The organism is Amycolatopsis sp. NPDC003865 (genome assembly GCF_053605345.1).
Window position 1 is genome coordinate 216285 of record NZ_JBSGJA010000019.1, and the last position, 20292, is coordinate 236576.

At 70.5% G+C, this 20292-nt stretch carries 25 protein-coding genes, 2 pseudogenes and 1 riboswitch; of the genes and pseudogenes, 10 read left to right on the plus strand and 17 right to left on the minus strand.

What is annotated here, in order from left to right:
* Window positions 1-146 precede the first annotated feature (146 nt).
* Window positions 147-245: riboswitch (glycine riboswitch) on the minus strand.
* A gap of 42 nt (window positions 246-287) precedes the next feature.
* Window positions 288-866, minus strand: a complete 579-nt coding sequence (locus ACWEVP_RS36730; protein WP_308210239.1) for a MerR family transcriptional regulator — start codon at window positions 864-866, stop codon at window positions 288-290.
* Between the two features lie 279 nt (window positions 867-1145).
* Here ACWEVP_RS36730 and ACWEVP_RS36735 point away from each other — a divergent pair, with 279 nt between their 5' ends.
* Window positions 1146-1778, plus strand: coding sequence for a TetR/AcrR family transcriptional regulator (locus ACWEVP_RS36735; protein ID WP_452067170.1), 633 nt, complete (start codon window positions 1146-1148; stop codon window positions 1776-1778).
* A gap of 92 nt (window positions 1779-1870) precedes the next feature.
* Here ACWEVP_RS36735 and ACWEVP_RS36740 read toward each other — a convergent pair.
* The 8 genes and pseudogenes from ACWEVP_RS36740 to ACWEVP_RS36775 form a co-directional block, all read right to left on the minus strand.
* Window positions 1871-2140, minus strand: a pseudogene (locus ACWEVP_RS36740) (thioredoxin family protein); the annotation flags it as partial.
* Window positions 2116-2505, minus strand: coding sequence for a MerR family transcriptional regulator (locus tag ACWEVP_RS36745; RefSeq protein ID WP_452067171.1), 390 nt, complete (start codon window positions 2503-2505; stop codon window positions 2116-2118). The pseudogene ACWEVP_RS36740 and the gene ACWEVP_RS36745, both read right to left, overlap by 25 nt.
* 41 nt (window positions 2506-2546) lie before the next feature.
* The gene (locus tag ACWEVP_RS36750) at window positions 2547-3020 is read right to left on the minus strand and encodes a bifunctional nuclease family protein (protein WP_009078856.1); all 474 of its coding nucleotides are present in this window, start codon (window positions 3018-3020) and stop codon (window positions 2547-2549) included.
* Window positions 3021-3236: 216 nt separating this feature from the next.
* The gene (gene ftsR, locus ACWEVP_RS36755) at window positions 3237-3983 is read right to left on the minus strand and encodes a transcriptional regulator FtsR (RefSeq protein ID WP_452067172.1); all 747 of its coding nucleotides are present in this window, start codon (window positions 3981-3983) and stop codon (window positions 3237-3239) included.
* Window positions 3980-4450: a glycogen accumulation regulator GarA gene (gene garA, locus ACWEVP_RS36760; protein ID WP_086679381.1), complete on the minus strand. Its 471-nt coding sequence runs from the start codon at window positions 4448-4450 to the stop codon at window positions 3980-3982. The genes ftsR and garA overlap by 4 nt, the downstream gene beginning before the upstream one ends.
* Before the next feature lie 115 nt (window positions 4451-4565).
* Window positions 4566-4952, minus strand: coding sequence for a glycine cleavage system protein GcvH (gcvH, locus tag ACWEVP_RS36765; RefSeq protein ID WP_072478753.1), 387 nt, complete (start codon window positions 4950-4952; stop codon window positions 4566-4568).
* 100 nt (window positions 4953-5052) lie between these two features.
* Entirely contained in the window at window positions 5053-5709 is a 657-nt protein-coding gene (locus ACWEVP_RS36770; protein ID WP_452067173.1) for a CDP-alcohol phosphatidyltransferase family protein, read from the minus strand.
* Between the two features lie 13 nt (window positions 5710-5722).
* Entirely contained in the window at window positions 5723-5965 is a 243-nt protein-coding gene (locus tag ACWEVP_RS36775; RefSeq protein ID WP_452067174.1) for a hypothetical protein, read from the minus strand.
* A gap of 317 nt (window positions 5966-6282) precedes the next feature.
* Here ACWEVP_RS36775 and ACWEVP_RS36780 point away from each other — a divergent pair, with 317 nt between their 5' ends.
* A complete protein-coding gene (locus ACWEVP_RS36780) occupies window positions 6283-6792 on the plus strand; it encodes a hypothetical protein (RefSeq protein ID WP_452067175.1) in 510 nt (169 codons plus the stop codon).
* Between the two features lie 34 nt (window positions 6793-6826).
* Window positions 6827-7231, plus strand: coding sequence for a hypothetical protein (locus tag ACWEVP_RS36785; RefSeq protein ID WP_452067176.1), 405 nt, complete (start codon window positions 6827-6829; stop codon window positions 7229-7231).
* 28 nt (window positions 7232-7259) lie between these two features.
* On the opposite strand, the gene ACWEVP_RS36790 is transcribed toward ACWEVP_RS36785, so the two are convergent.
* Window positions 7260-8963: an AMP-binding protein gene (locus ACWEVP_RS36790; protein ID WP_452067177.1), complete on the minus strand. Its 1704-nt coding sequence runs from the start codon at window positions 8961-8963 to the stop codon at window positions 7260-7262.
* A 13-nt stretch (window positions 8964-8976) separates the two neighbouring features.
* Complete coding sequence (locus tag ACWEVP_RS36795; protein ID WP_452067178.1) at window positions 8977-9819, minus strand: crotonase/enoyl-CoA hydratase family protein; 843 nt, start codon at window positions 9817-9819, stop codon at window positions 8977-8979.
* A 136-nt stretch (window positions 9820-9955) separates the two neighbouring features.
* Here ACWEVP_RS36795 and ACWEVP_RS36800 point away from each other — a divergent pair, with 136 nt between their 5' ends.
* The gene (locus tag ACWEVP_RS36800; protein WP_452067179.1) at window positions 9956-10834 is read left to right on the plus strand and encodes an alpha/beta fold hydrolase; all 879 of its coding nucleotides are present in this window, start codon (window positions 9956-9958) and stop codon (window positions 10832-10834) included.
* Here ACWEVP_RS36800 and ACWEVP_RS36805 read toward each other — a convergent pair.
* The 6 genes from ACWEVP_RS36805 to rpmB all read right to left on the minus strand — a co-directional run bounded on the left by ACWEVP_RS36805 (window position 10822) and on the right by rpmB (window position 15251).
* Window positions 10822-12903, minus strand: coding sequence for an ATP-binding protein (locus tag ACWEVP_RS36805; protein ID WP_452067180.1), 2082 nt, complete (start codon window positions 12901-12903; stop codon window positions 10822-10824). The genes ACWEVP_RS36800 and ACWEVP_RS36805 overlap by 13 nt on opposite strands.
* A gap of 76 nt (window positions 12904-12979) precedes the next feature.
* Window positions 12980-14206 (minus strand): uroporphyrinogen-III C-methyltransferase, encoded by a 1227-nt coding sequence (gene cobA / locus ACWEVP_RS36810; protein WP_452067181.1) that lies wholly within the window; start codon window positions 14204-14206, stop codon window positions 12980-12982.
* Between the two features lie 85 nt (window positions 14207-14291).
* Complete coding sequence (rpsR, locus tag ACWEVP_RS36815; protein ID WP_452067182.1) at window positions 14292-14546, minus strand: 30S ribosomal protein S18; 255 nt, start codon at window positions 14544-14546, stop codon at window positions 14292-14294.
* Complete coding sequence (rpsN, locus tag ACWEVP_RS36820) at window positions 14543-14848, minus strand: 30S ribosomal protein S14 (protein WP_452067183.1); 306 nt, start codon at window positions 14846-14848, stop codon at window positions 14543-14545. Before rpsN ends, rpsR begins: the two co-directional genes overlap by 4 nt.
* Window positions 14848-15015 carry a 50S ribosomal protein L33 gene (gene rpmG / locus ACWEVP_RS36825; RefSeq protein ID WP_372665302.1) on the minus strand — a complete coding sequence of 56 codons (168 nt, stop codon included), beginning with the start codon at window positions 15013-15015 and terminating at the stop codon, window positions 14848-14850. Before rpmG ends, rpsN begins: the two co-directional genes overlap by 1 nt.
* The gene (rpmB, locus tag ACWEVP_RS36830; protein WP_452067184.1) at window positions 15015-15251 is read right to left on the minus strand and encodes a 50S ribosomal protein L28; all 237 of its coding nucleotides are present in this window, start codon (window positions 15249-15251) and stop codon (window positions 15015-15017) included. The genes rpmG and rpmB overlap by 1 nt, the downstream gene beginning before the upstream one ends.
* A gap of 78 nt (window positions 15252-15329) precedes the next feature.
* Here rpmB and mrf point away from each other — a divergent pair, with 78 nt between their 5' ends.
* From mrf to ACWEVP_RS36860, 6 genes and pseudogenes are all read left to right on the plus strand, one after another.
* Window positions 15330-16580, plus strand: a complete 1251-nt coding sequence (gene mrf / locus ACWEVP_RS36835) for a ribosome hibernation factor-recruiting GTPase MRF (protein ID WP_452067185.1) — start codon at window positions 15330-15332, stop codon at window positions 16578-16580.
* Complete coding sequence (locus ACWEVP_RS36840; protein WP_452067186.1) at window positions 16577-16831, plus strand: type B 50S ribosomal protein L31; 255 nt, start codon at window positions 16577-16579, stop codon at window positions 16829-16831. Before mrf ends, ACWEVP_RS36840 begins: the two co-directional genes overlap by 4 nt.
* Entirely contained in the window at window positions 16831-16980 is a 150-nt protein-coding gene (gene rpmF, locus ACWEVP_RS36845; protein WP_452067187.1) for a 50S ribosomal protein L32, read from the plus strand. Before ACWEVP_RS36840 ends, rpmF begins: the two co-directional genes overlap by 1 nt.
* Window positions 16977-18004: pseudogene (locus tag ACWEVP_RS36850) on the plus strand (GTP-binding protein). Before rpmF ends, ACWEVP_RS36850 begins: the two are co-directional and overlap by 4 nt.
* An 84-nt stretch (window positions 18005-18088) precedes the next feature.
* A complete protein-coding gene (locus tag ACWEVP_RS36855; RefSeq protein ID WP_452067188.1) occupies window positions 18089-18523 on the plus strand; it encodes a MarR family winged helix-turn-helix transcriptional regulator in 435 nt (144 codons plus the stop codon).
* The gene (locus ACWEVP_RS36860) at window positions 18520-20211 is read left to right on the plus strand and encodes an MFS transporter (RefSeq protein WP_452067189.1); all 1692 of its coding nucleotides are present in this window, start codon (window positions 18520-18522) and stop codon (window positions 20209-20211) included. The genes ACWEVP_RS36855 and ACWEVP_RS36860 overlap by 4 nt, the downstream gene beginning before the upstream one ends.
* Window positions 20212-20292 lie beyond the last annotated feature (81 nt).

Genomic DNA, 20292 nt, shown 5'->3' on the forward strand with positions numbered 1-20292 from the left:
GGGTGGACCGGGACGGCAGTGTCCTGGTCCTCCCCGCTCTGTCTGACCCCGAGGGGCGCCTGAGAGTTTCGCCCGAGGTTGAGCCGGGCTTGCACCGTCGGCGGGGCCATCAGGTTGTGTCCTGACGACCCGCTTTCCAGAGGCGTCTCGTCCGCGCGGTCCAGGGTGCCTGAGAGGTTCCGGGGAGGACTTGCTCCTTCGGCGCCGAGTTCAAGGTGTGACTCGGACTCTCCCGCGCGGATTCGTCGACCGCGGGGAGAACCTTACTCGCACCCCCGCGGCGGTGATCACCCGGTCCGGCGGGCGTTGCGGCGCTGGGTCAGCTCGTCCGGTTCGTGGGTCTCGACGACGCCGCCGTCGGCGCGTTCGGCCGGGAACTCGTGGATGGTGCCGCTGATTTCCTGCATGGCGCCGCTGACCGCGATGCCGAAGACGCCCTGGCCGCCTTGGAGCAGATCGACGATCTCCTCCGGCGAGGTGCACTCGTAGACGGTGGTGCCGTCGGAGAACAGCGTCACGCGCGCGAGGTCGCGGACTCCGCGCACGCGCAGGTGGTCGACGGCGACGCGGATGTTCTGCAGCGAGACCCCGGTGTCCAGCAGCCGCTTGACGACCTTGAGGACCAGGATGTCCTTGAACGAGTACAGCCGCTGCGAGCCGGAGCCGTGTGCGGTGCGGATGCTGGGTGCGACCAGCTTCGTCCGGGCCCAGTAGTCGAGCTGGCGGTAGGTGATGCCCGCGATCTGGCACGCCGCCGGGCCGCGGTAGCCCACCAGCTCGTCCGGCAGCGAGTTGTCGGGGAACAGCTCACCCTGCTCGCCACTCGCGACCTCAACAGGCTGCTTCTCGGAACCAGCCTCGACCACGCAAGCCTCCCCTCGCCCGACCTGGCGGCCGGCGAATGACAGCCGGAGGAGTCCCAGGAGCGGGACCCGCCGGAGATCAACCGCCACGGTCCGGCCCCAGACCGTGAATCACACCGTGGCGATTTACCTCCTTCGACGGTAAGCGCCCGGACAGTGCCGGTCAACGCGACGCGCGGCAAGCCTCAACGGTCGGATGAGCCTTTGCACCGTTCGCCGTACCCCCACGACGGTGGTTCAAACCTCTTGCGCGGTTTTACTCATCCGAGTAACTTTTTACTCATGCAAGTAAACACCGACCTCATGGCGGAACTGGGGCTCAGCGTCACCGAGGCGGCCCGCCGCGCGCAGATCATCGGGGCGACCATCGGCGTCCTCGCCGACCTCGGGTACCGCAAGACGACGTTCGCCAAGATCAAGGAGCGGGCCGGGCTCAGCAGCACCCGGCTGATCTCCTACCACTTCACGAACAAGGCCGGCCTGATGCAGGCCGTGCTGAGCACGGTCGTCGAGACGAAGAACGAGTTCCTGAAGGAGCGCACCGGCGGCGGGGTCGACCCCGCGGACCGGCCCGGCTACCTGCGGGCCCACATCGAGACGTCGATCGCGTTCCTGCGCGCGTACCCGGAGTGCGTCCGCGCGCTGACCGAGCTGTCGGCCAACGCCGACGACGAGGACGGCTGGGTGATGACGAAGGTGCTGGTCGACGACATGCGCGTGCACGGCCTCGCCCGTCAGCTGAAGCAGGGTCAGGCCGAGGGGGTGTTCGGCGAGTTCACGCCGGAGGTGATGGCGATGTCCGTCGCGCAGGCGATCGACGGGGTGGCCGCGGCGTACGCGGCCGACCCGTCGCTCGACCTGGAGAAGTACGGGCGTGAGGTGGCGGCCGCCTTCGTCAAAGCGACGGCGCCGTGAGGGCCCGGTCGAGGCGGTCTTCGATGCGGGCCTTGGGGGAACGCGCCGACGATCGTCTCGACCGGCTCGCCACCGCGGAACAGGATCATCGTCGGCAACGACATGACCTGGTAGGAGCGGGTGGTCTCCGGGTTCTCGTCGGCGTTGATCTTGCGGACGGCGAGTTTCCCGGCCCGTTCGGCGGCCAGCTGCTCGAGCACCGGGCCGACCATCCGGCACGGGCCGCACCAGGTGGCCCAGAACTCGACCAGCACGGGGACGTCGCTGCCGACGACCTCCGCGAACGTGGCGTCGGTGACTTCGCTGACTGTGGTGTTTTCGGACACGAGGAGCTCCTTCACGGGCGTGGGCGGACGACACACGGATCGGGTGCTTGCCGCGCGAGGGCGCCGGCGAGCTTCGCGGCCAGTTCGCCGCGGATGCCGCCGAGCCGCGCGAGAAGCGCGTCGGCTTCTTCGAGCTTGCGGCGGTAGACCTCGATCGAACTGGCGCAGGAGTCGCCGGTTTCGTGGCCGCTGCGCAGGCACTCGACGAAGGGGCGGGTCTCCTCCAGGGTCAGGCCGACCGTCTGCAGGGTCTGGATTTCCTTGACCAGCTGCAGGTCTTCCTCGTCGTACTCGCGGTAGCCGTTCGCCGCGCGACGCGCCGCCAGGAGACCCTGGGACTCGTAAAAACGCAGCGCACGGGTGGTCACACCCGTGCGCTGCGCAAGTTCTCCGATCCGCATGCCCCGACGCTAGACGTTGCCGTCCGCGTCAAGGCAAGTTCTCACGTATCCGCACCCCGGAAGTCCTCGGGCGACACGGAGTCGAGGAACTCGCGGAACTTCTCGACCTCGTCCTCCTGCTCGTCCGGGATGATCAGGCCGGCCTCTTCCAGTACCGCGTCCACGGCGTGGATGGGGACGCCGATCCGCAGGGCCAGCGCGACCGAGTCGCTCGGCCGGGCGGACACCCGGATGTCGCCGTCGAAGACCAGTTCCGCGAAGAACGTGCCTTCCTTGAGGTCGGTGATGACGACCTGCTCGAGCTCCCGGCCGAGTGCCCCGATGACCTCTTTCAGCAGGTCATGGGTCAGCGGACGGGCGGGCCGGACTCCCTGTTGCTCCAAGGCGATGGCGGTCGCTTCGACCGAGCCGATCCAGATCGGCAGGTACCGTTCACCCTCGGTCTCCCGCAGCAGCAAGATCGGCTGATTCGCGGGCAGCTCGACCCGCACACCGACGACGCGCATCTCGCTCATCGGGCTTCGCCTCCCTCTCGTGCACGCGGGCGCAGGTGCTGGAACGTTTCGGCGCCGCCACTGCCGACGCTACCCGTCATTCCCACGCTGTGCTCGCTGTCGAGACTATCTCGGTTCGCCTGCCGCAAACCCCTGCCTTCACGGTACGGCATGCGGCACCGAACATTCAGTCATTGACATGGGACCGCAAAGAGGATCTCACTGCCCCGTTACGGATCAACACCCCGTGACGCCGCGGATTCCCGCCTTGACGAGGAGCGTGTGGAGCGTCACGGACAGTGCCGCGACCTCCCGGACCACCTCGTCGGCCCTGGACTTCGCTTCCGGGTCACGGTGCCGATACACCGGGGTCACGATCTGCTCCAGCAACCCGACCTCGCGGTCGGCCGCGGCGCGGAAGGCACGCAGGTGTCTCGGCTCGATACCGAATTCGGTCATCGCCTTCACCGTCCGGGCGACCAGCACCGCGTCCGGGTCGAAGAACCCGGCGGGGCCGGGCCGGACCAGGCCGTACTGCTGCAGCTCGGCCAGCGCGGCGGCGTCGATGCCGGCCTGCTCCAGGAGCTCCTCCTGGGTCAGGCGCAGGTCCTTGCCGGTGGCGAAGTCTTCCGCCACGGGCAGGCCGACGTTCTCCGCCGGCGCGTCGATCGGCACCAGCCGGCGCGGCGGGCGGGGCAGGGCCGCGGTGGGCTCGGCGCCCGAATCCACCGCGTCCAGCTGCTCCTTGATGACCTTCAACGGGAGGTAGTGGTCCCGCTGGGCGGCCAGGACGAACCGCAGGCGCTCCACGTCCGCCGCGGCGAACTGCCGGTAGCCCGAAGGCGTCCGGCCCGGCGTGACCAGGCCTTCCGCTTCGAGGAACCGGATCTTGGAGATGGTGACATCGGGGAAGTCCCCGCGCAGCTGCGCGAGTACCGCCCCGATGCTCAGTCCGTGGTTCTGTGGCCGCCCGGCCGCCGTCACTGCGCCCCCTGGCCCCCGTGACCCGGGCCGGTCAGGAAGACCAGGCGGAACTTGCCGATCTGCACCTCGTCGCCGCCCGCGAGAACGGCCTGGTCGACCGGCTCGCGGTTGACGTAGGTGCCGTTGAGGCTGCCGACGTCGATGACGACGAACTCGCCGCCCTCGCGCCGGAACTCCGCGTGCCGCCGGGAGACCGTGACGTCGTCCAGGAAGATGTCGCTGTCCGGGTGCCGCCCGGCGCTGGTGGTGTCGCGGTCGAGCAGGAACCGCGAACCCGCGTTGGGCCCGCGCTTCACGACCAGCAGGGCCGAACCCGGCGGCAGGGCGTCGACACCCTGGACCGGCGCCTCCGCGGCCGGGGCGGGCTCGTGACCTTCGGCTTCGGCCAGGAAGTCGGCCCGGAAGACAGAGGTCCGCTCCGGAGACTGCTCCGGGGGAACGCCGCCGGGCCCGTCGTTCGTGCTCACCTGAGCTCTCCTCCACACATGCTGTGATGCCTAGTACTCAAGAACGTGTAGCTGCCAACGTACCGTGCCTGATCGATTCTCCGAGCCCCGGCTCCCCGAACCGGCGGAGCGGGCTTCAGCCCTTGGTCAGGGCGTCGTACGCCTCGGCTTCGAGCAGGGCTTCCAGGCCCGCCGGGTCGTCGAGCCGGATCTCGATCAGCCAGCCCTCGCCGTAGGGGTCGCTGTTGATCAGCTCGGGCGAGTCGGCGACGGCGTCGTTCACCGCCACGACCTCGCCGTCGACGGGCGCGAACAGCTCGGAAACGCTCTTGGTCGACTCGACCTCGCCGAACACGTCGCCCGCGCTCACCTGGCGGCCGACCTCGGGCAGGTCGACGAAGACGACGTCGCCGAGCTGGTCCTGCGCGTACTCGGTGATGCCGACGCGGACGAGGGTGTCCTCGCCGCGGGTGGCGACCCACTCGTGTTCCTCGGTGTAGCGAAGCTCTTCAGGAGCGGACAATGCCGGTCCCCTTTCATGCCCTCACTGGCGAAACGTGCTGGGCGAAGTCTTACACCCACACGGCGCAGCCGCCCGGCACGGGCCGGGAAAAAGGTCGCGCTCAGTCGCCGGCGGCGCCGGGCGCGACCGGCTCGCTCTCGGGTGAGGCGTCACCGCGCAGGGCGTTGCGCGCTTGCACGACGTACAGCACGCCGGACCAGACGTAGAGGACCGCGCCCCAGATCGTGAACGCGTAGCCGATCGGCCGGGCCACCGCGGCCACGTCCGAGCCACCCTGCGCGAGCAGCAGGAACGGGAACGCGTACATCAGCACGAACGTCGCGCCCTTGCCGATGTAGGTCACCTCCGGCGGGGCGAAGCCGCGGCGGCGCAGCACGATCACGCAGACGCCCAGCACCGCTTCGCGCAGCACCAGGGGCACCACGACCCACCACGGGATGATGCCGCGGACGAGGAACGCGATGAGCGTCGCGAGGATGTAGAGCCGGTCGGCCGCCGGGTCGAGCAGCTGGCCGAGCCGGGACATCTGGTTGAGCCAGCGGGCCAGCTTGCCGTCGAGCCAGTCGGTCAGCGCGCTGAACACCAGCAGCGCGAGCGCCCAGCCGTCCTCCTCCGGCCCCAGCAGCAGCCACAGGAACACCGGCACGCCGGCGAGCCGCAGCAGCGACAGCATGTTGGGGACGTTGAACGCCTGCTTCAGCAGGGACGGCTCGGCGGCGCTCGCCTGAGCGGCTGGTTCGGGTGCGGCTGTGCTCACCCGCTCAGCGTAGTCAGCAGGCGCGGCGGCGGCTCCAGCCGCGCCGCTGCAGTTCGGCGCTGCTCAGCGCCTCGGGACGGCCCCGGTAGTCGGTGCCCATCCAGCGGGCGCGGCCGGGGCGCGCCTCCAGGACGTAGGGCCGCCCGCAGCACCAGACGACGCTGCTGGGGACGGTCGGCGGGCCGGCCGGGCCGGTGGTGTCGTCGGGGGTCTCGTCGGTGCTGGCTTCGGGGCTGGTCACAGCGTCGGCGTTCATCGCTCTCACGGGCTCGGGACGGGTTTCGGGGACGGGAAGCGCTCGGCGCTTCCACCAAGATCTTCGGCCCGCGAAGCCGGATTGTTAACCGGCACAGGCGGAATTAGACCGATCGATTCTTGATGACAGCGTGAGGTTTCGGAGCGTGAACGGAATGTTAATCGTCCATTGTGGACAGTCTAGGGCCGCCCACCGTGACCGGCCGCCACCCGGCCGGAGTAATCTGCGGCACACCTGTGGGCGAGCCGCTCCACGGCGCCCCGCCCCGGATGGGCCAGAATGACCGGGTCCACCTGACCGGGGAGGAAACGATCGCGGTGCCCCACCCGACCACCACGAGGACGTGGCGGCCGCTGCTCGCCGCCTGCCTCGCCGCACCCGCGCTCGCGGCCTGCTCCGGCGAGCCGGCCGCGCAGGCCCCCGCCACGTCGGCCCCGCCTTCGACGTCCGCGGCGGCGTCGTCCCCGACCACCGCTCCCCCGCCACCGCCCGCCGGCGCCGGCTCGTCGGCGCCCGCGCCGGTGACGAAGCCGTCCGGCGCGCCGCCGTCGGTGCCCGGGTCCTGCGGCACGGTGACCGCCGCCAGCGGGCTGACGCTCTACGTGTTCGACAGCGGCTCGGCCGGCGTCAGCTGCGTCGCGGCGACGAAGCTCGTCGGCGACTTCCACCGCAAGATCGCCGGACGCCAGGGCGCCGGTTCGAACGACGCGGTGAACGAGACCGTCGACGGCTGGCTGTGCACCTCCGGGCCGCCGGCCGCGCAAGGCGGCACCACCTGCACGAAGGGCGAGCAGACGGTGTTCGCCGCCGTCGTGCCCTCCGAGTGACCCCTCCCGATCCGTTCCCGCTCCTGAAGGGCCCATGAAGACATTCGCCTACCCCCTGCTGTTCGTCGCCGCGACCGCCCTCCTGGCCGGCTGCGGCGGCGGCGACCCGGCACCCGCCGCGCCGTCCTCCGGCGAGCCCGCACCGGTCCCGGCCGCGGCCGCGGCGGCCGGGTCGACGGCTCCCGGCGTGCCCTGCGGCGACGTCACCGGCACGGGCGGCGCGAAGACGGCGGTCGTCGCGCACGGCCAGGTCGACTGCGCCGCGGCGACCAAGCTGCTGAAGGACTACTTCGCGAAGCTGACCCCGGCCGAGGCGGCCTCCGCCGACGGCCCGGGCCCGGTGGTCCTCGACGAGTGGACGTGCGGCAGCGGCCCGAACGACCCGGTGACGGCGTGCTCGACCGAGGACGGCCGCCAGGTCGAGGGCACCCGCGGCTGACCAGCGCCGCCACCTGGGGGCGCTCGGGTCAGGACTTGAGGTCCGGGAAGTCCTCTTCGCGGAACTCCGTGCCGGCGCCGCGGGCCGGGTCGTTCTCGCGGCCCCGCAGCTCGACGCGGCGGATCTTGCCCGAGATCGTCTTCGGCAGCTCCGCGAACTCCAGCCGGCGGATCCGCTTGTACGGCGCCAGGTGCTCGCGGCAGTACGCGAGGATCGACCGCGCGGTCCCGGCGTCCGGGGAGAAGCCCGAAGCCAGCACGACGTACGCCTTGGGCACCGCGAGCCGGATCGGGTCGGGCGCCGGGACCACCGCGGCCTCCGCCACCGCCTCGTGCTCGATCAGCACGCTCTCCAGCTCGAACGGCGAGATCCGGTAATCCGACGCCTTGAACACGTCGTCGGTGCGCCCGACGTAGGTGATGTAGCCGCGTTCGTCGATCGAGCCGACGTCGCCGGTGTGGTAGAAGCCGCCGGAGAACGCGGCGGACGTGCGCTCGTCGTCGCCGGCGTAGCCGGTCATCAGACCGACCGGGCGGTGCTGCAGGTCCAGGCAGATCTCGCCTTCCGAGGCGCGCTTGCCCGACACCGGGTCGACCAGCGCCACCACGAACCCGGGCAGCGGGCGGCCCATCGAGCCGGGCACCACGTCCTGGCCCGGCGTGTTCGCGATCTGGACGCTGCTCTCGGTCTGGCCGAAGCCGTCGCGGATGGTGACGCCCCACGACTTCTGGACCTGCTCGATGACCTCGGGGTTGAGCGGCTCCCCCGCCCCGACGACCTTCTTCGGCGGGGTCCTCAGCGCCGTCAGGTCGGCCTGGATCAGCATCCGCCACACCGTCGGCGGCGCGCAGAAGCTCGTGACGCCGCAGCGGTCCATCTGCGCCATCAGCGCGCCCGCGTCGAAGCGGTTGTAGTTGTAGAGGAACACCGTCGCCTCGGCGTTCCACGGCGCGAAGAAGTTGCTCCACGCGTGCTTCGCCCAGCCGGGCGAGGAGATGTTCAGGTGGACGTCACCCGGCTCCAGCCCGATCCAGTACATCGTGGACAGGTGGCCGACCGGGTAGGAGACGTGCGTGTGCTGCACGAGCTTCGGCTTCGCCGTCGTGCCGGAGGTGAAGTAGAGCAGCAGCGGGTCGCCGGCCTTCGTGGGGGCGTCCGGGGCGAACTCCGGGGACTCGGCGAACGCCGCCGAGTAGGAGTGCCAGCCCTCGACCGGCTCCCCCACCGCGATCCGCGTGTAGCCGCCGGAGACGTCCGCGAACTTCGGCGCGTCCACCGAGCGCACCACGACGTGCTTGGCCGCGCCGCGCTCCACGCGGTCGGTCAGGTCGGCCGGCCCGAGCAGCGTGGACGCCGGGATGATCACCGCACCGAGCTTGATCGCGGCGAGGATGGTCTCCCACAGCTCGCCCTGGTTGCCCAGCATGAGGATCAGCCGGTCGCCGCGGCGGACACCGAGCGAGCGCAGCCAGTTCGCGACCTGGTTGGAGCGGCCGGACATCTCCGGGTAGGTCCAGCGGTTCTCGCGGCCGTCCTCCTCGACGATCCACAACGCGTACCGCTCGGCGTTGGCCGGGTCGTGCGCGACGACGTCGAACCAGTCGATCGCCCAGTTGAACTCGTCGAACTCCGGCCAGGCGAAGTCCCGGTAGGCCGTCTCGTAGTCCTCGCGGTGGACCTGCAGGTAGTCCCGCGCGACGCGGAACGCGTGGTGGACTTCCGAAGCGCTCACGCTGCCTCCTCCGTTATTCGCCCTTGAACTCCGGCGAGCGGCGCTCCAGGAAGGCCTGGACCGCTTCGCCGAGGTCCTTGCTGGGCAGGAACGCCGAGTTCCACGCCGCGACGTACCGGAGGCCGTCGGCGACCTGGCGCTCGGTGTTCGTCGCCAGTACCTGCTTCGTACCCTGCACCACGAGCGGCGGGTTCGCAGCGATCTCCCCGGCGAGTTCCCGCGCGGCCTTCAGCAGGGCCTCCTGGTCGGCGTGGACGTCGTTGACGAGGCCGATCTTCTCGGCGCGGGCGGCGTCGATGTCCTTGCCGGTCAGGGCGAGCTCGCGCAGGTGCCCCTCCCCGATGATCGAGGCCAGCCGCTGCAGGCTGCCGAGGTCGGCCACGATGGCGACGCGCACCTCGCGGACGCTGAACTTGGCGTCGGCGCTGGCCAGGCGGATGTCCGCGGCGGCGACCACGTCGACCCCGCCGCCGATGCACCAGCCCGAAACGGCCGCGACGACCGGTTTGCGGCATTCCGCGATCGAGCTGACCGCCGCCTGCAGCGACCGGACCTGGTCGAGGAAGGCCGTCCGCGGGCCCGCCAGGTTCTCGCCGCCGAGCATCGGCGCCCAGTCGCCCATCATCGCCGGCAGGTCGAGGCCGTAGGAGAAGTGCTTGCCGCTGCCGGTGAGCACGACGGCCCTGACCTGCGGGTCCGCGTCCAGCGCGCGGAAGACCAGGGGCAGCTCGCGCCAGAAGTCCGGACCCATCGCGTTGCCCTTCGACGGGCCGAGAAGCGTCACTTCGGCCACGGGGCCGTCGACGTCGACCTTGAGGGAAACGAGGCCGGGCAGACTGTCAGCAGTAGCGGTCATGGGGGTCATCTTCACCCATGACCGCGCCGGGCCGCCATTGGCACCTTGTCAACTGATGGCGACGTCACTGTGCCGAGGGGCGCGCGGGATGCTTTCCTGAACAGAGGTCAGCACGACACGGGGAGGACGGTGGGACATGAGCCCGGCCAGCAGCGCGACCGCGATCGAGCCCGATCCCCCCGTGACCCCGGCGCGGCGCGCGTCCCGCCCGATCGAGCTGACCGGCTCGTTCGAGCACGAAGGACACCGGCTCTGGTACACGGAGTTCGGCAGCGGCGACCGCGTCGTCGTGCTCACCCACGGCATCATGCTGACCCGCCGGATGCACGCGCCCCTCGCGCGCCGGCTGGCCCGCGCGGGGTTCCGGGTCGTCACGCTCGACCTCCTCGGCCACGGCGACTCCGACCGGCCGACCGAGTCGTGGCTCTACTCGATGCCGTCGTTCGCGGAGCAGACCCTGGCGCTGCTGGACCACCTGGAGGTCGGCGCCGCGGTGATCGGCGGGACGTCGCTCGGCGCGAACGTCTCGCTGGAAGTCGCGGTGCTGGCCCCGGACCGGGTGCGCGGGCTGATCGTCGAGATGCCGGTGCTGGACAACGCGATCGTGGCGGGGCTGATCACGTTCGCGCCGCTGCTGATGGCGGCCCGGTTCCTGCCGGTGACGGTCCAGGCGGTGGCGCTCGCGGCCTCCCTGGTCCCCCACGGCAACCAGTGGGTCGACGTCGTGACGGACACGCTCTCACAACGCCCGGCGCCGATGGCGGCGCTGCTGCACGGGGTACTGTTCGGCCGGATCGCGCCGCCGAAGTCGGTGCGCCGCAAGATCACGACGCGGGCGCTGGTGATCGGCCACCAAGGCGACCCGATCCACCCGTTCGGCGACGCGGACACCCTGGCGGTGGACATGCCGGACGCGGAGTTCGTCCAGGCGCGCAGCCCGGTCGAGCTGAGGTTCGACCCGACCCGGCTGTCCGACGCGATCCGGGACTTCGCGGCGAGCCGCTACGAGGATTGAAAGTCATCGGCGAGGAGGACCTCGACGTCTTCCTTCATGGCCGAACCGAGTCCGGTGAAGATTGCGTGGGCTGTCCGCCATGCGTCGAGCGCTTCGTCGGTCCGGCCGATCCGCCTGAGGATCCTTCCGAGTTCGACGAGCACTTCAGCACTGTGATGGTTTTGCGCTGCCTCGCCGTAAACATCTACGGCGTCCCGCAGGTGACGGATTGCGTCGTCGGCGCTGCCCTTCCCGTCCCAGATCCGACCGAGCGTCCAGAGCGCCCAGCCGGCCGAACCGACCGCCCCCATCCGTTGGAAGATCCGCAATCCTCGGTAGGCGTGTTTCAGGGCATCATCAGCCAGGCCGAGTCCGGAGAGGGCAGCCCCGAGGTTGACCTCGGCGGTGCCCTCGTTGCGGGAGTGTCTGATCGATCGACATTTCTCCAATGCGCGACGAAGATGGTCGACCGCCTCTTCGAAGCGCCCCAGCGCGAGGTAAGCGGTGCCGAGGTCGTTGAGTGACGCAGCCTGGCCGAACCCGTCGCCGAACTCATCCGCGATGGAAAGGCTGCGCAGATGACAGCTGATGGCCTCGTCATACCGGAGAGCCGCCTGAAAGGCTTCGCCTAGGTGGCCGTGAGCCCATTGCTCACCGAGCCGATCTTCGACGCGCAGCGCCGCGGCGAGCCCGCACTGGTGAATCGCGATGCGTTCTGCCTTGAAGTGGTGCATCGCCAAGAAACAATCCAAGGCATTCGGCAGCTGCCAGCCGACCGTGTACTGGTTCACCTCCGGCGCTCGCTGGACGACCGCCATCAGGTTTTGTCGCTCCATCGCGAACCACCGCCGCGCCTCTTCCCGCCCGCCGAACAGCAGCGGCCGGCAGTCCGCGGGTCGATCGACTATCGGCACCTGTGGGTGCTCGGGGTAGAACGAGTACAGCGCAGCATGGGCGGTGTGCAGGTACCACTGGTAGCATCGCGCGATCGCGGCCTCGCGCGACTCGGCCGGTTCGTCGTCCGATGCGCGCTTTCCCGCGTAGATGCGAAGCAAATCGTGAAACTGGAATCTGCCCGCTGCCACCTCGGCAATCAGGTGAACTGCCACCAGCGAATCCATCCGGTGCCTCGCCATGCCGATCGAGACGCCCAGGAGGTCCGCTGCCGCGGCGATACCGATGACCGGTCCAGGGTGAAGACTCAGCAACCGGAAAGTTCGGGAAAGCTCTTCGGGAAGCGCCTCGTAAGACCACGAGAACACCGTTTCGACTGCGGAAGCCTCATCGTCCCCGAAGGCGAGAAAGTCGAGTCGACGATGTTCCCGGACAAGGTCACGGGCCAGGTCGGCAACCTCGACGTGCGGGTTTCCCACAACCCGCTCGGCAGCGATCCGCAACGCGAGCGGGAGATAGGCGCATTGCCGCGTGAGCTCGATCGTCGCATTGACCTCACGCTCGGCCCGGCCATCTCTGATCACCTCCTTGAGTAGCGCATAAGCCTCCTCGGGAGCAAGCACGTCGAGATCGATGCGGTGGGCTCCATCTCTGGCCACCAGGCCCGACAACGCATTCCGACTGGTCACCACGACCAGGCAGCCGGGCTCGTTGGGCAGCAGGGGCCGGACCTGTTCCGGCGTGGCGGCATTGTCGAGGACTACCAGAATCCGACGTCCGGCGAGCACTGAGCGAAACGTGGCTGCCATGGCCTCGACCTCATCGGCTATGCGGTCGCCAGGCACGTCCATAGCTCGGAGAAAGGCCCCGAGTACGTCGAGCGCCGTCAACGGCTCGCCGGGATCGTAACCGCGGAGGTTCGCGTAGAGCTGACCGTCCGGGAAGTGCTCTTCGACTCGATGAGCCCACCGGATCGCCAGCGAGGTCTTACCAACTCCCGCTGCTCCGGAAATGGCGGATATCACCACCGTGCGCCTCGGGGCGTCGAGCAGTGAGTCCAGCTCTCGGAGTTCGTCTTCCCGACCGATGAAGTGGGTGACGTCGCGAGGCAGCTGTCGTGGCCGGGGAGCCGCCGCGTCCGTCCTCGCTCCATGGCTGGAGCCGTCAGGCGGCCGCCGGCCGTTCCTGCTGCTCATGGACACCCTCCCGGTACCAGCCTGACATCGTCAGGCCGGTACCGGGAGGGCCGACACCCATTTGACTGCCAGCTCGCTATGCGGACTTGACCGGGGCGAGCCCCGCGACCGGGCCGATCACGATGATCGCCGGCGGTCGCACGCCCGAGGCCGCCGCGTCGGTGACCACCGTGTCCAATGTGGACCGCAGGGTGCGCTGGGTCCGCATCGTGCCGTCCTCCACGATCGCCACCGGGGTGTCGCCGGGGCGGCCGCCGTCCAGCAGGGCCTTCGCGAACTGCGGCAGCCGCTCCACGCCCATCATCAGCACGATCGTGCCGCGCATCCGGGCCAGCAGCTCCCAGTCCACCAGCGACCGGTCGTCGCCCGGGGCCACGTGGCCGGAGACCACCACGACCTCGTGCGCGACGCCGCGGTGGGTGACCGGGACGTCGGCCACCGCCGGGACCGCGAACGCGCTCGTGATGCCCGGGACCATCGTCACCGGGACGCCCGCCTCGGCGCAGGCCAGCACCTCTTCGAAGCCGCGGCCGAACAGGTACGGGTCGCCGCCCTTGAGGCGGACCACGAACTTGCCCTCCTTGGCCTTCTCGATCAGCGTCCGGTTGATGACGTCCTGGCTGGCGGCGCGGCCGTAGGGGATCTTCGCCGCGTCGACGACCTCGACCTCGGGCGCGAGCTCGTCGAGCAGCTCGCGCGGCCCCAGGCGGTCAACCACGACGACGTCGGCGCGCGAGAGCAGCCGCCGGCCGCGGACCGTGATCAGCTCCGGGTCGCCCGGGCCGCCGCCGACCAGTGCCACCCCGGGCAGGCTGCCCTCGGGGTGTGGCTGCCTGCCGTCTTCGATCGTGCCGTTGTGCAGGCCGTCGAGCATCGAGTCGCGGACCGCCGCCGAGCGCAGCGGCTCGCCGCCGGACAGGACGCCGAACAGCAGGCCGCCGTGGCGGCCGGACGCCGGGGTGACCGCGGACCCGGACTCGCCCTCGTCGGCGCGGACGCAGAACACCCGCTCGCGCTCGGCCTCGGCGCAGATCGCCGCGTTGACGTCCGGGTCGTTCGTGCAGGCCAGGGCGTACCAGGCGTCGCGAAGATCGCCCTCGGTGTAGCCGCGCTCGTGCCAGACCAGCTCGCCCGCGTCCGCCATCCCCTGCACCGACGGCGTCGTGTGCGGCGACACCAGTTCGACGCGGGCGCCCGCGCTGATCAGCCGCGGCAGCCGCCGCTGGGCCACGCTGCCGCCGCCGAACATCACGACGCGGCGGCCGGTGAGCTGAAGGCCGGAGAGGTAGTGCGGGTCGTCCATGGGCGGGAGTTTATTGACGGTTCACCCCCGCGCCAGCCCAGCGTGGGTCACGCCACCCGGAGATGTTCCGGGTGGCGTGACCGGCTCAGCTCGTGCGGCCCGGCGCCGGGTACGGCAGCAGGGCCATCTCGCGAGCGTTCTTGATCGCCGTCGCGACCTGCTTCTGCTGCTGCGGGGTCAAGCCCGTCACGCGGCGGGCCCGGATCTTGCCCCGGTCGGAGATGAACTTCCGGAGCAGGTCGACGTCCTTCCAGTCGACGTGGGTGATCCGGTTGGCGTGCAACAGGTTCACCTTGCGCTTGCCGGGGCGGTCCCGGTTCGGCTTCGGCATCCGGCTCACCAGCTCGACTTCGTGACGCCGGGCAGCTCGCCGTCGTGCGCGGCCTGCCGCATCTTCACCCGCGACAGCCCGAACTTCCGCAGGTAGCCGCGCGGGCGCCCGTCGGCGGCGTCGCGGTTGCGGATGCGCGTCGGGCTCGCGTCACGGGGCAGTTTCTGCAGTGCGACGACCGCCGCCGCCTTGTCCTGCGGGGACGAAGACGGCGACGCGATGACGGCCTTGAGCTCGCGCCGCCGCGCGACGTACCGCGCGGCGACCACCTTGCGCTGCTCGTTCTTGGCGATCTTCGACTTCTTGGCCATCAGCGCTCTTCCTTGAACTCGACGTGCTTGCGCGCGACCGGGTCGTACTTGCGCAGGACCATCCGGTCGGGGTCGTTGCGCCGGTTCTTCTTCGTGACGTACGTGAAGCCCGTGCCCGCGGTGGACCGCAGCTTGATGACCGGGCGGACGTCGGTGCTCTTCGCCATTACAGCTTCACTCCCCTTGCCTTCAGTTCGGCCACGACGGCCTCGATGCCGCGCTTGTCGATCGTCTTCATGCCCTTGGCGGAGACGCGCAGCCGCACCCAGCGGCCCTCACCGGGCACGAAGTAGCGACGGTTCTGCAGGTTCGGCTCCCAGCGCCGGGACGTGCGGCGGTGCGAGTGCGAGACCTGCTTGCCGAAGCCCGGCTTGCGGCCGGTGACCTGGCACACGGCAGACACGAGACCTCCCGAGTTGATAGTGGTTGTCGTTTTCATTTACTCTACGCACCGTACCCCGCCCGTATTCCTGGAGCCCTCGTGACCCCTGATTCCCGCATCCCGCTCGTCCTGGTGAGCGGTCTCGCGCCGGGACCGAACGCCACGCTCGCCGAACTGCTGCGCGTGGCCGGGCCCGGCACCGCCGTCGTCCACCACGACCTGCGCGAGATCCACTCCGGCGTCGTCCGCCGCCGGCTCAGGCTCGAGCGGCGCGACCAGCTGACCGTGCTCGAACTGGCGCACGGCTGCGTGTCGTGCACGCTGCGCGAAGACCTGCTCCCCCTGCTGCGGCACCTGGCGCGGATGCCGCAGGTGCGCCGGATCGTCGTCCGGCTCGACGAGGCCATGGAGCCGGAGCCGGTCAGCTGGGCGATCCGCAACGTCCTGGTCGGCGACCATCCGGTCGGCGACGACGTCGACCTGCGCGCGGTGCTCACCGTCGTCGACTGCGCGACCTTCCTCGCCGACGCGACCGGCGACGACGTCCTGTCCGAGCGGAACCTGCAGGCCAGCCCGGAGGACGAGCGCACGGTCGCCCAGGTGGCGCTGTCGCAGGTCGAGTTCGCCGACGTCCTCGTGCTGGCCGGCGCCGCCACCGACGCGTGGACCGCCGCGAAGGCCTCCGCGGTCCTCGACCGGGTCGCGCCGTCGGTTCCCCGCGTGGAGCTGAGCCGGATCGACGGGCACAGCGTGCTCGACGCCGTGCCGGCGGACGCGCGCCGCGGCGAGGTCACCGACATGCACGGCGCCCTCCTGCGCGGCCAGCCGCCGGTGCACGTCGACTGCGGCATCGGCCTGGTCACCTTCACCGCGCAGCGCCCGTTCCACCCGGAACGCCTCCACGACGCCCTCGACGTCCTGCTCGAGGGCGTCGTCCGCACCCGCGGGCGCGCGTGGGTGGCCAGCCAGCCCGATGTCGCCTTCTGGATCGAGTCGGCGGGCGGCGGCCTCGGCATCGGCCACGCCGGGCCGTGGCTCGCCGCGCCGGACGGTCCGGAGTGGACGGACGTCTCCCCCGAGCGCCGGACACTGGCGTCCCTGCGGTGGCACCCGGTGCACGGCGACCGCGCGCAGGAGCTCGTCGTGGTGACGGACCAGACAACGCCGGACGAGATCGACGCGGCCCTGCGCGGCGCTCTACTGACCGAAGAGGAACTCGCGGCAGGACCCGAGGCGTGGGCGCGCTACCCCGACCCGTTCGGCGACTGGCACGAAGAACCGTGCGAGGACCCCGAACCCGGCCCGGCGCGGCACGACGCGACCGCGGCGAACCGAAAGGAAGAACGATGAAGACCGGAATCCACCCCGACTACCAGCCCGTCGTGTTCAAGGACAGCTCCACCGGCGACGCGTTCCTGACCCGCTCCACGATCAAGTCGGAGAAGACGATCGAGTGGTCCGACGGGCAGACCTACCCGCTGGTCCTGGTCGACATCAGCTCGTGGTCGCACCCGTTCTGGACCGGCACCCAGCGGATCATGGACAGCGCCGGCCAGGTCGAGAAGTTCCACCGCCGCTACGGGAAGCGGGGTACGCGCTGATGGCCGTCCCGAAGCGGAAGAAGTCGCGCAGCACCACCCGGTCCCGGCGGGCACAGTGGAAAGCCGCCCCGGTGGACCTGGTGCCGATCAAGGTCGACGGCGAGGTCCAGCTCGTGCCGCGGCGGCTGATGAAGCACTTCCACTCGTGACGGTTCCGGTCACGGTGCTGTCCGGTTTCCTCGGCGCGGCAAGACGACGCTGCTCAACCACATCCTCGCCAACCGGGCGGGCCTGCGGGTCGCGGTGATCGTCAACGACATGAGCGAGGTCAACATCGACGCGGCCCTCGTGCGCTCGCGGGAGCGCCTCGTCGAACTGACCAACGGGTGCATCTGCTGCACCCTGCGGGAGGACCTCCTCGAAGAGGTGGCCGCGCTCTGCTCGGAGGACCGGTTCGACCACGTGCTGATCGAGTCGAGCGGGATCTCCGAGCCGATGCCGGTGGCGGCGACGTTCACGTTCCTGGACGCCGTCGCCCACCTCGACACGATGGTGACGGTGGTGGACGCGGCGAACTTCGCCCGCGAGCTGGCGGACGGCGACTCCCTCGTGGAGCGCCGGCTCGACCAGTACGAAGGCGACGAGCGGACGGTCAGCGACCTGCTGATCGACCAGGTCGAGTTCGCCGACGTCCTGCTGCTGAACAAGACGGACCTCGTCCCGGACACCGGCCGGCTGGTGGCGACGCTGCGGCGGCTCAACCCGGCCGCGGACGTCGTCACCGGCAGTTTCGGGCGGGTGCCCCTGGACCGGGTCTTCGGGACCGGCCGGTACGACGTCGCACGGGCTCAGGAAGCGCCGGGCTGGGTGGCCGAGCTGAACGGCGACCACGTGCCGGAGACCGAGGAGTACGGCATCTCGAGCGTGGTGTTCCGCGCCACGCGGGCGTTCGACCCGGCGGCGCTGTGGGACTTCGTGACGCGGCGGCTCGACTCCGGCGAGTTCGGGACCGTGGTGCGGTCCAAGGGGTTCTTCACGCTGGCGTCCCGGCCCGGGGTGACCGGGCTGTGGTCCCAGGCGGGCTCGGTCGCGAGGTTCGAGCCGCAGGGCGTCGCCGGGGAGCCGCGGCAGGAGCTGGTGTTCATCGGCGTCGAGCTGGCAGGCGACGCGCTCCTCGCGGCCCTGCGCGAGTGCCTGGGCGAAGCGACCGGACCGGATCCGTTCCCGGCGTAGGGACCGGTGCACGTCCACTGACGACCGGGCCGGGCGAAACGTCCGAGTTGATCAACCCAGGTTTATCAGTCTAGGTTGACGATCGTGCCGGACGACGAGCTGCTGCAGGCCAGCACCGACCTGCGAGTCGCGCTCGGGCGGCTGGTCCGGCGGCTGCGGCAGGGGTACGTCGTCGGGGAGCTGACGCTGCCCGAACGGTCGGTGCTCTCCCGGCTCGACCGGGAGGGCCCGGCCACCCCGGGCTGCCTGGCCGACCTCGAACGCGTCAAGCCGCAGGCCATGGGCGTCACCCTGGCCGGGCTGGTCGAGCGCGGGCTCGTCGAGCGGCGCAAGGACGACTCCGACGGCCGCAAGGTCCTGATGTCGGTCACCGAAGCCGGGGTCAAGCTGCTCACCGACCGCCGCTCCGAGACCACCCGGCAGATGGCGGCCGCGCTGAGCGAGCAGTTCACCGAGGCCGAGCGGCGCGTGCTGATCGCGGCCATCCCGCTCATCGAGCGCCTGGCGGACGAGCTGTGACCCTGACCGGAACCCAAAGCCGCTACAAGTGGGTCGCGCTCTCGAACACCACGCTCGGCGTGCTGATGTCCGCCCTCGACGGCTCGATCGTCATCATCTCGCTGCCGGCGATCTTCCGCGGCATCGGCCTCGACCCCCTCGCCCCCGGCAACATCGGCTACCTGCTCTGGATGATCCTCGGCTACCTGCTGGTGCAGGCCGTGCTGGTGGTGACGCTCGGGCGGCTCGGCGACATGTTCGGCCGGGTCAAGATGTACAACCTCGGCTTTGTCGTCTTCAGCGTCGCGTCGGTGGCGTTGTCGTTCGACCCGTTCCACGCGGGCGGCGGCGCGCTGTGGCTGATCGGCTGGCGGGTCGTGCAAGCGGTCGGCGGGTCGATGCTGACGGCGAACTCCGCGGCGATCCTGACCGACGCCTTCCCCGCCGAGCAGCGCGGGATGGCGCTCGGGGTCAACCAGATCACCGCGCTGGCCGGGCAGTTCCTCGGACTGGTCGTCGGCGGGCTGCTCGCCGAGATCGACTGGCGGGCGGTGTTCTGGGTGAGCGTCCCGTTCGGGCTGCTCGGCACGATCTGGTCGATCCGCAGCCTCCGCGAAGTCGGGACGCCCCAGCGCGCGAAGGTCGACTGGGGCGGCAACATCACCTTCGCCGCCGGGACCGCGGTGCTGCTGTCCGCGATCACCTACGGCATCCAGCCCCACGGTGGCGCCGCGACCGGCTGGGGCAACCCGTGGGTGCTCGGCGGGATCGGCGCCGGCGTGCTGCTGCTCCTCCTGTTCGGCGTCCTCGAGACCCGCGTGGCCGCGCCGATGTTCCGGCTTTCGCTGTTCGGGATCCGCGCGTTCGCCGCCGGCAACGTCGCCGCGTTGCTGACTTCGGTCGCCCGTGGTGGCATGCAGTTCATGCTCATCATCTGGCTGCAGGGGATCTGGCTGCCCCTGCACGGCTACGACTACGAGCGGACGCCCTTGTGGGCCGGCATCCACCTGCTGCCGCTCACCGTGGGGTTCCTCATCGCCGGACCGGTGTCCGGGTACCTGTCGGACCGGTTCGGGGCCCGGCTGTTCTCGACCGGCGGGCTGCTGCTGGTCGCCGCGGCGTTCCTCGGCCTGCTCGCGCTGCCGGTGGACTTCCCCTATCCCCTCTTCGCGGCCCTGCTCGTCGTCAGCGGGATCGGCCAGGGCATGTTCTCCGCGCCCAACACCTCGGCGATCATGAGCAGCGTGCCGACCGAACAGCGCGGGGTCGCCTCCGGCATGCGGGCGACGTTCCAGAACTCCGGGACCTCGCTGTCGATCGGCGTGTTCTTCTCGCTGATGATCGCCGGGCTGGCCTCGTCGCTCCCCCGGACGCTGACCAGCGGATTGCAGGCCCACGGCGTCCCGGCCACCGTCGCCGACGGCGTCGCGCAGCTGCCGCCGGTCAGCACGCTGTTCGCGGCGTTCCTGGGCAGCAACCCGGTCGGGCACCTGCTCGGCCCGGACGTCCTGGCCGGGCTCTCCCCGGCCGACCGCTCGGCCCTGACCGGCGGGGAGTTCTTCCCCCGGCTCGTCTCCGGCCCGTTCCACCACGGCCTGGTGGTCGTGTTCACCGCGGCCGCGGTGATGGCCGTCGTCGCCGCGGTGGCGTCCGCCTCGCGCGGCAAGCGCTACTTCCACACCCCCGAGGGATCGAAGGAGTCTCAATGATCGTGTCAAGCGCCGGCTGTGGCTGTGATCGGTGGTGAGGGATGGAACTCACGGCCGTCGCGCAGCAGTGCCCAGATGACG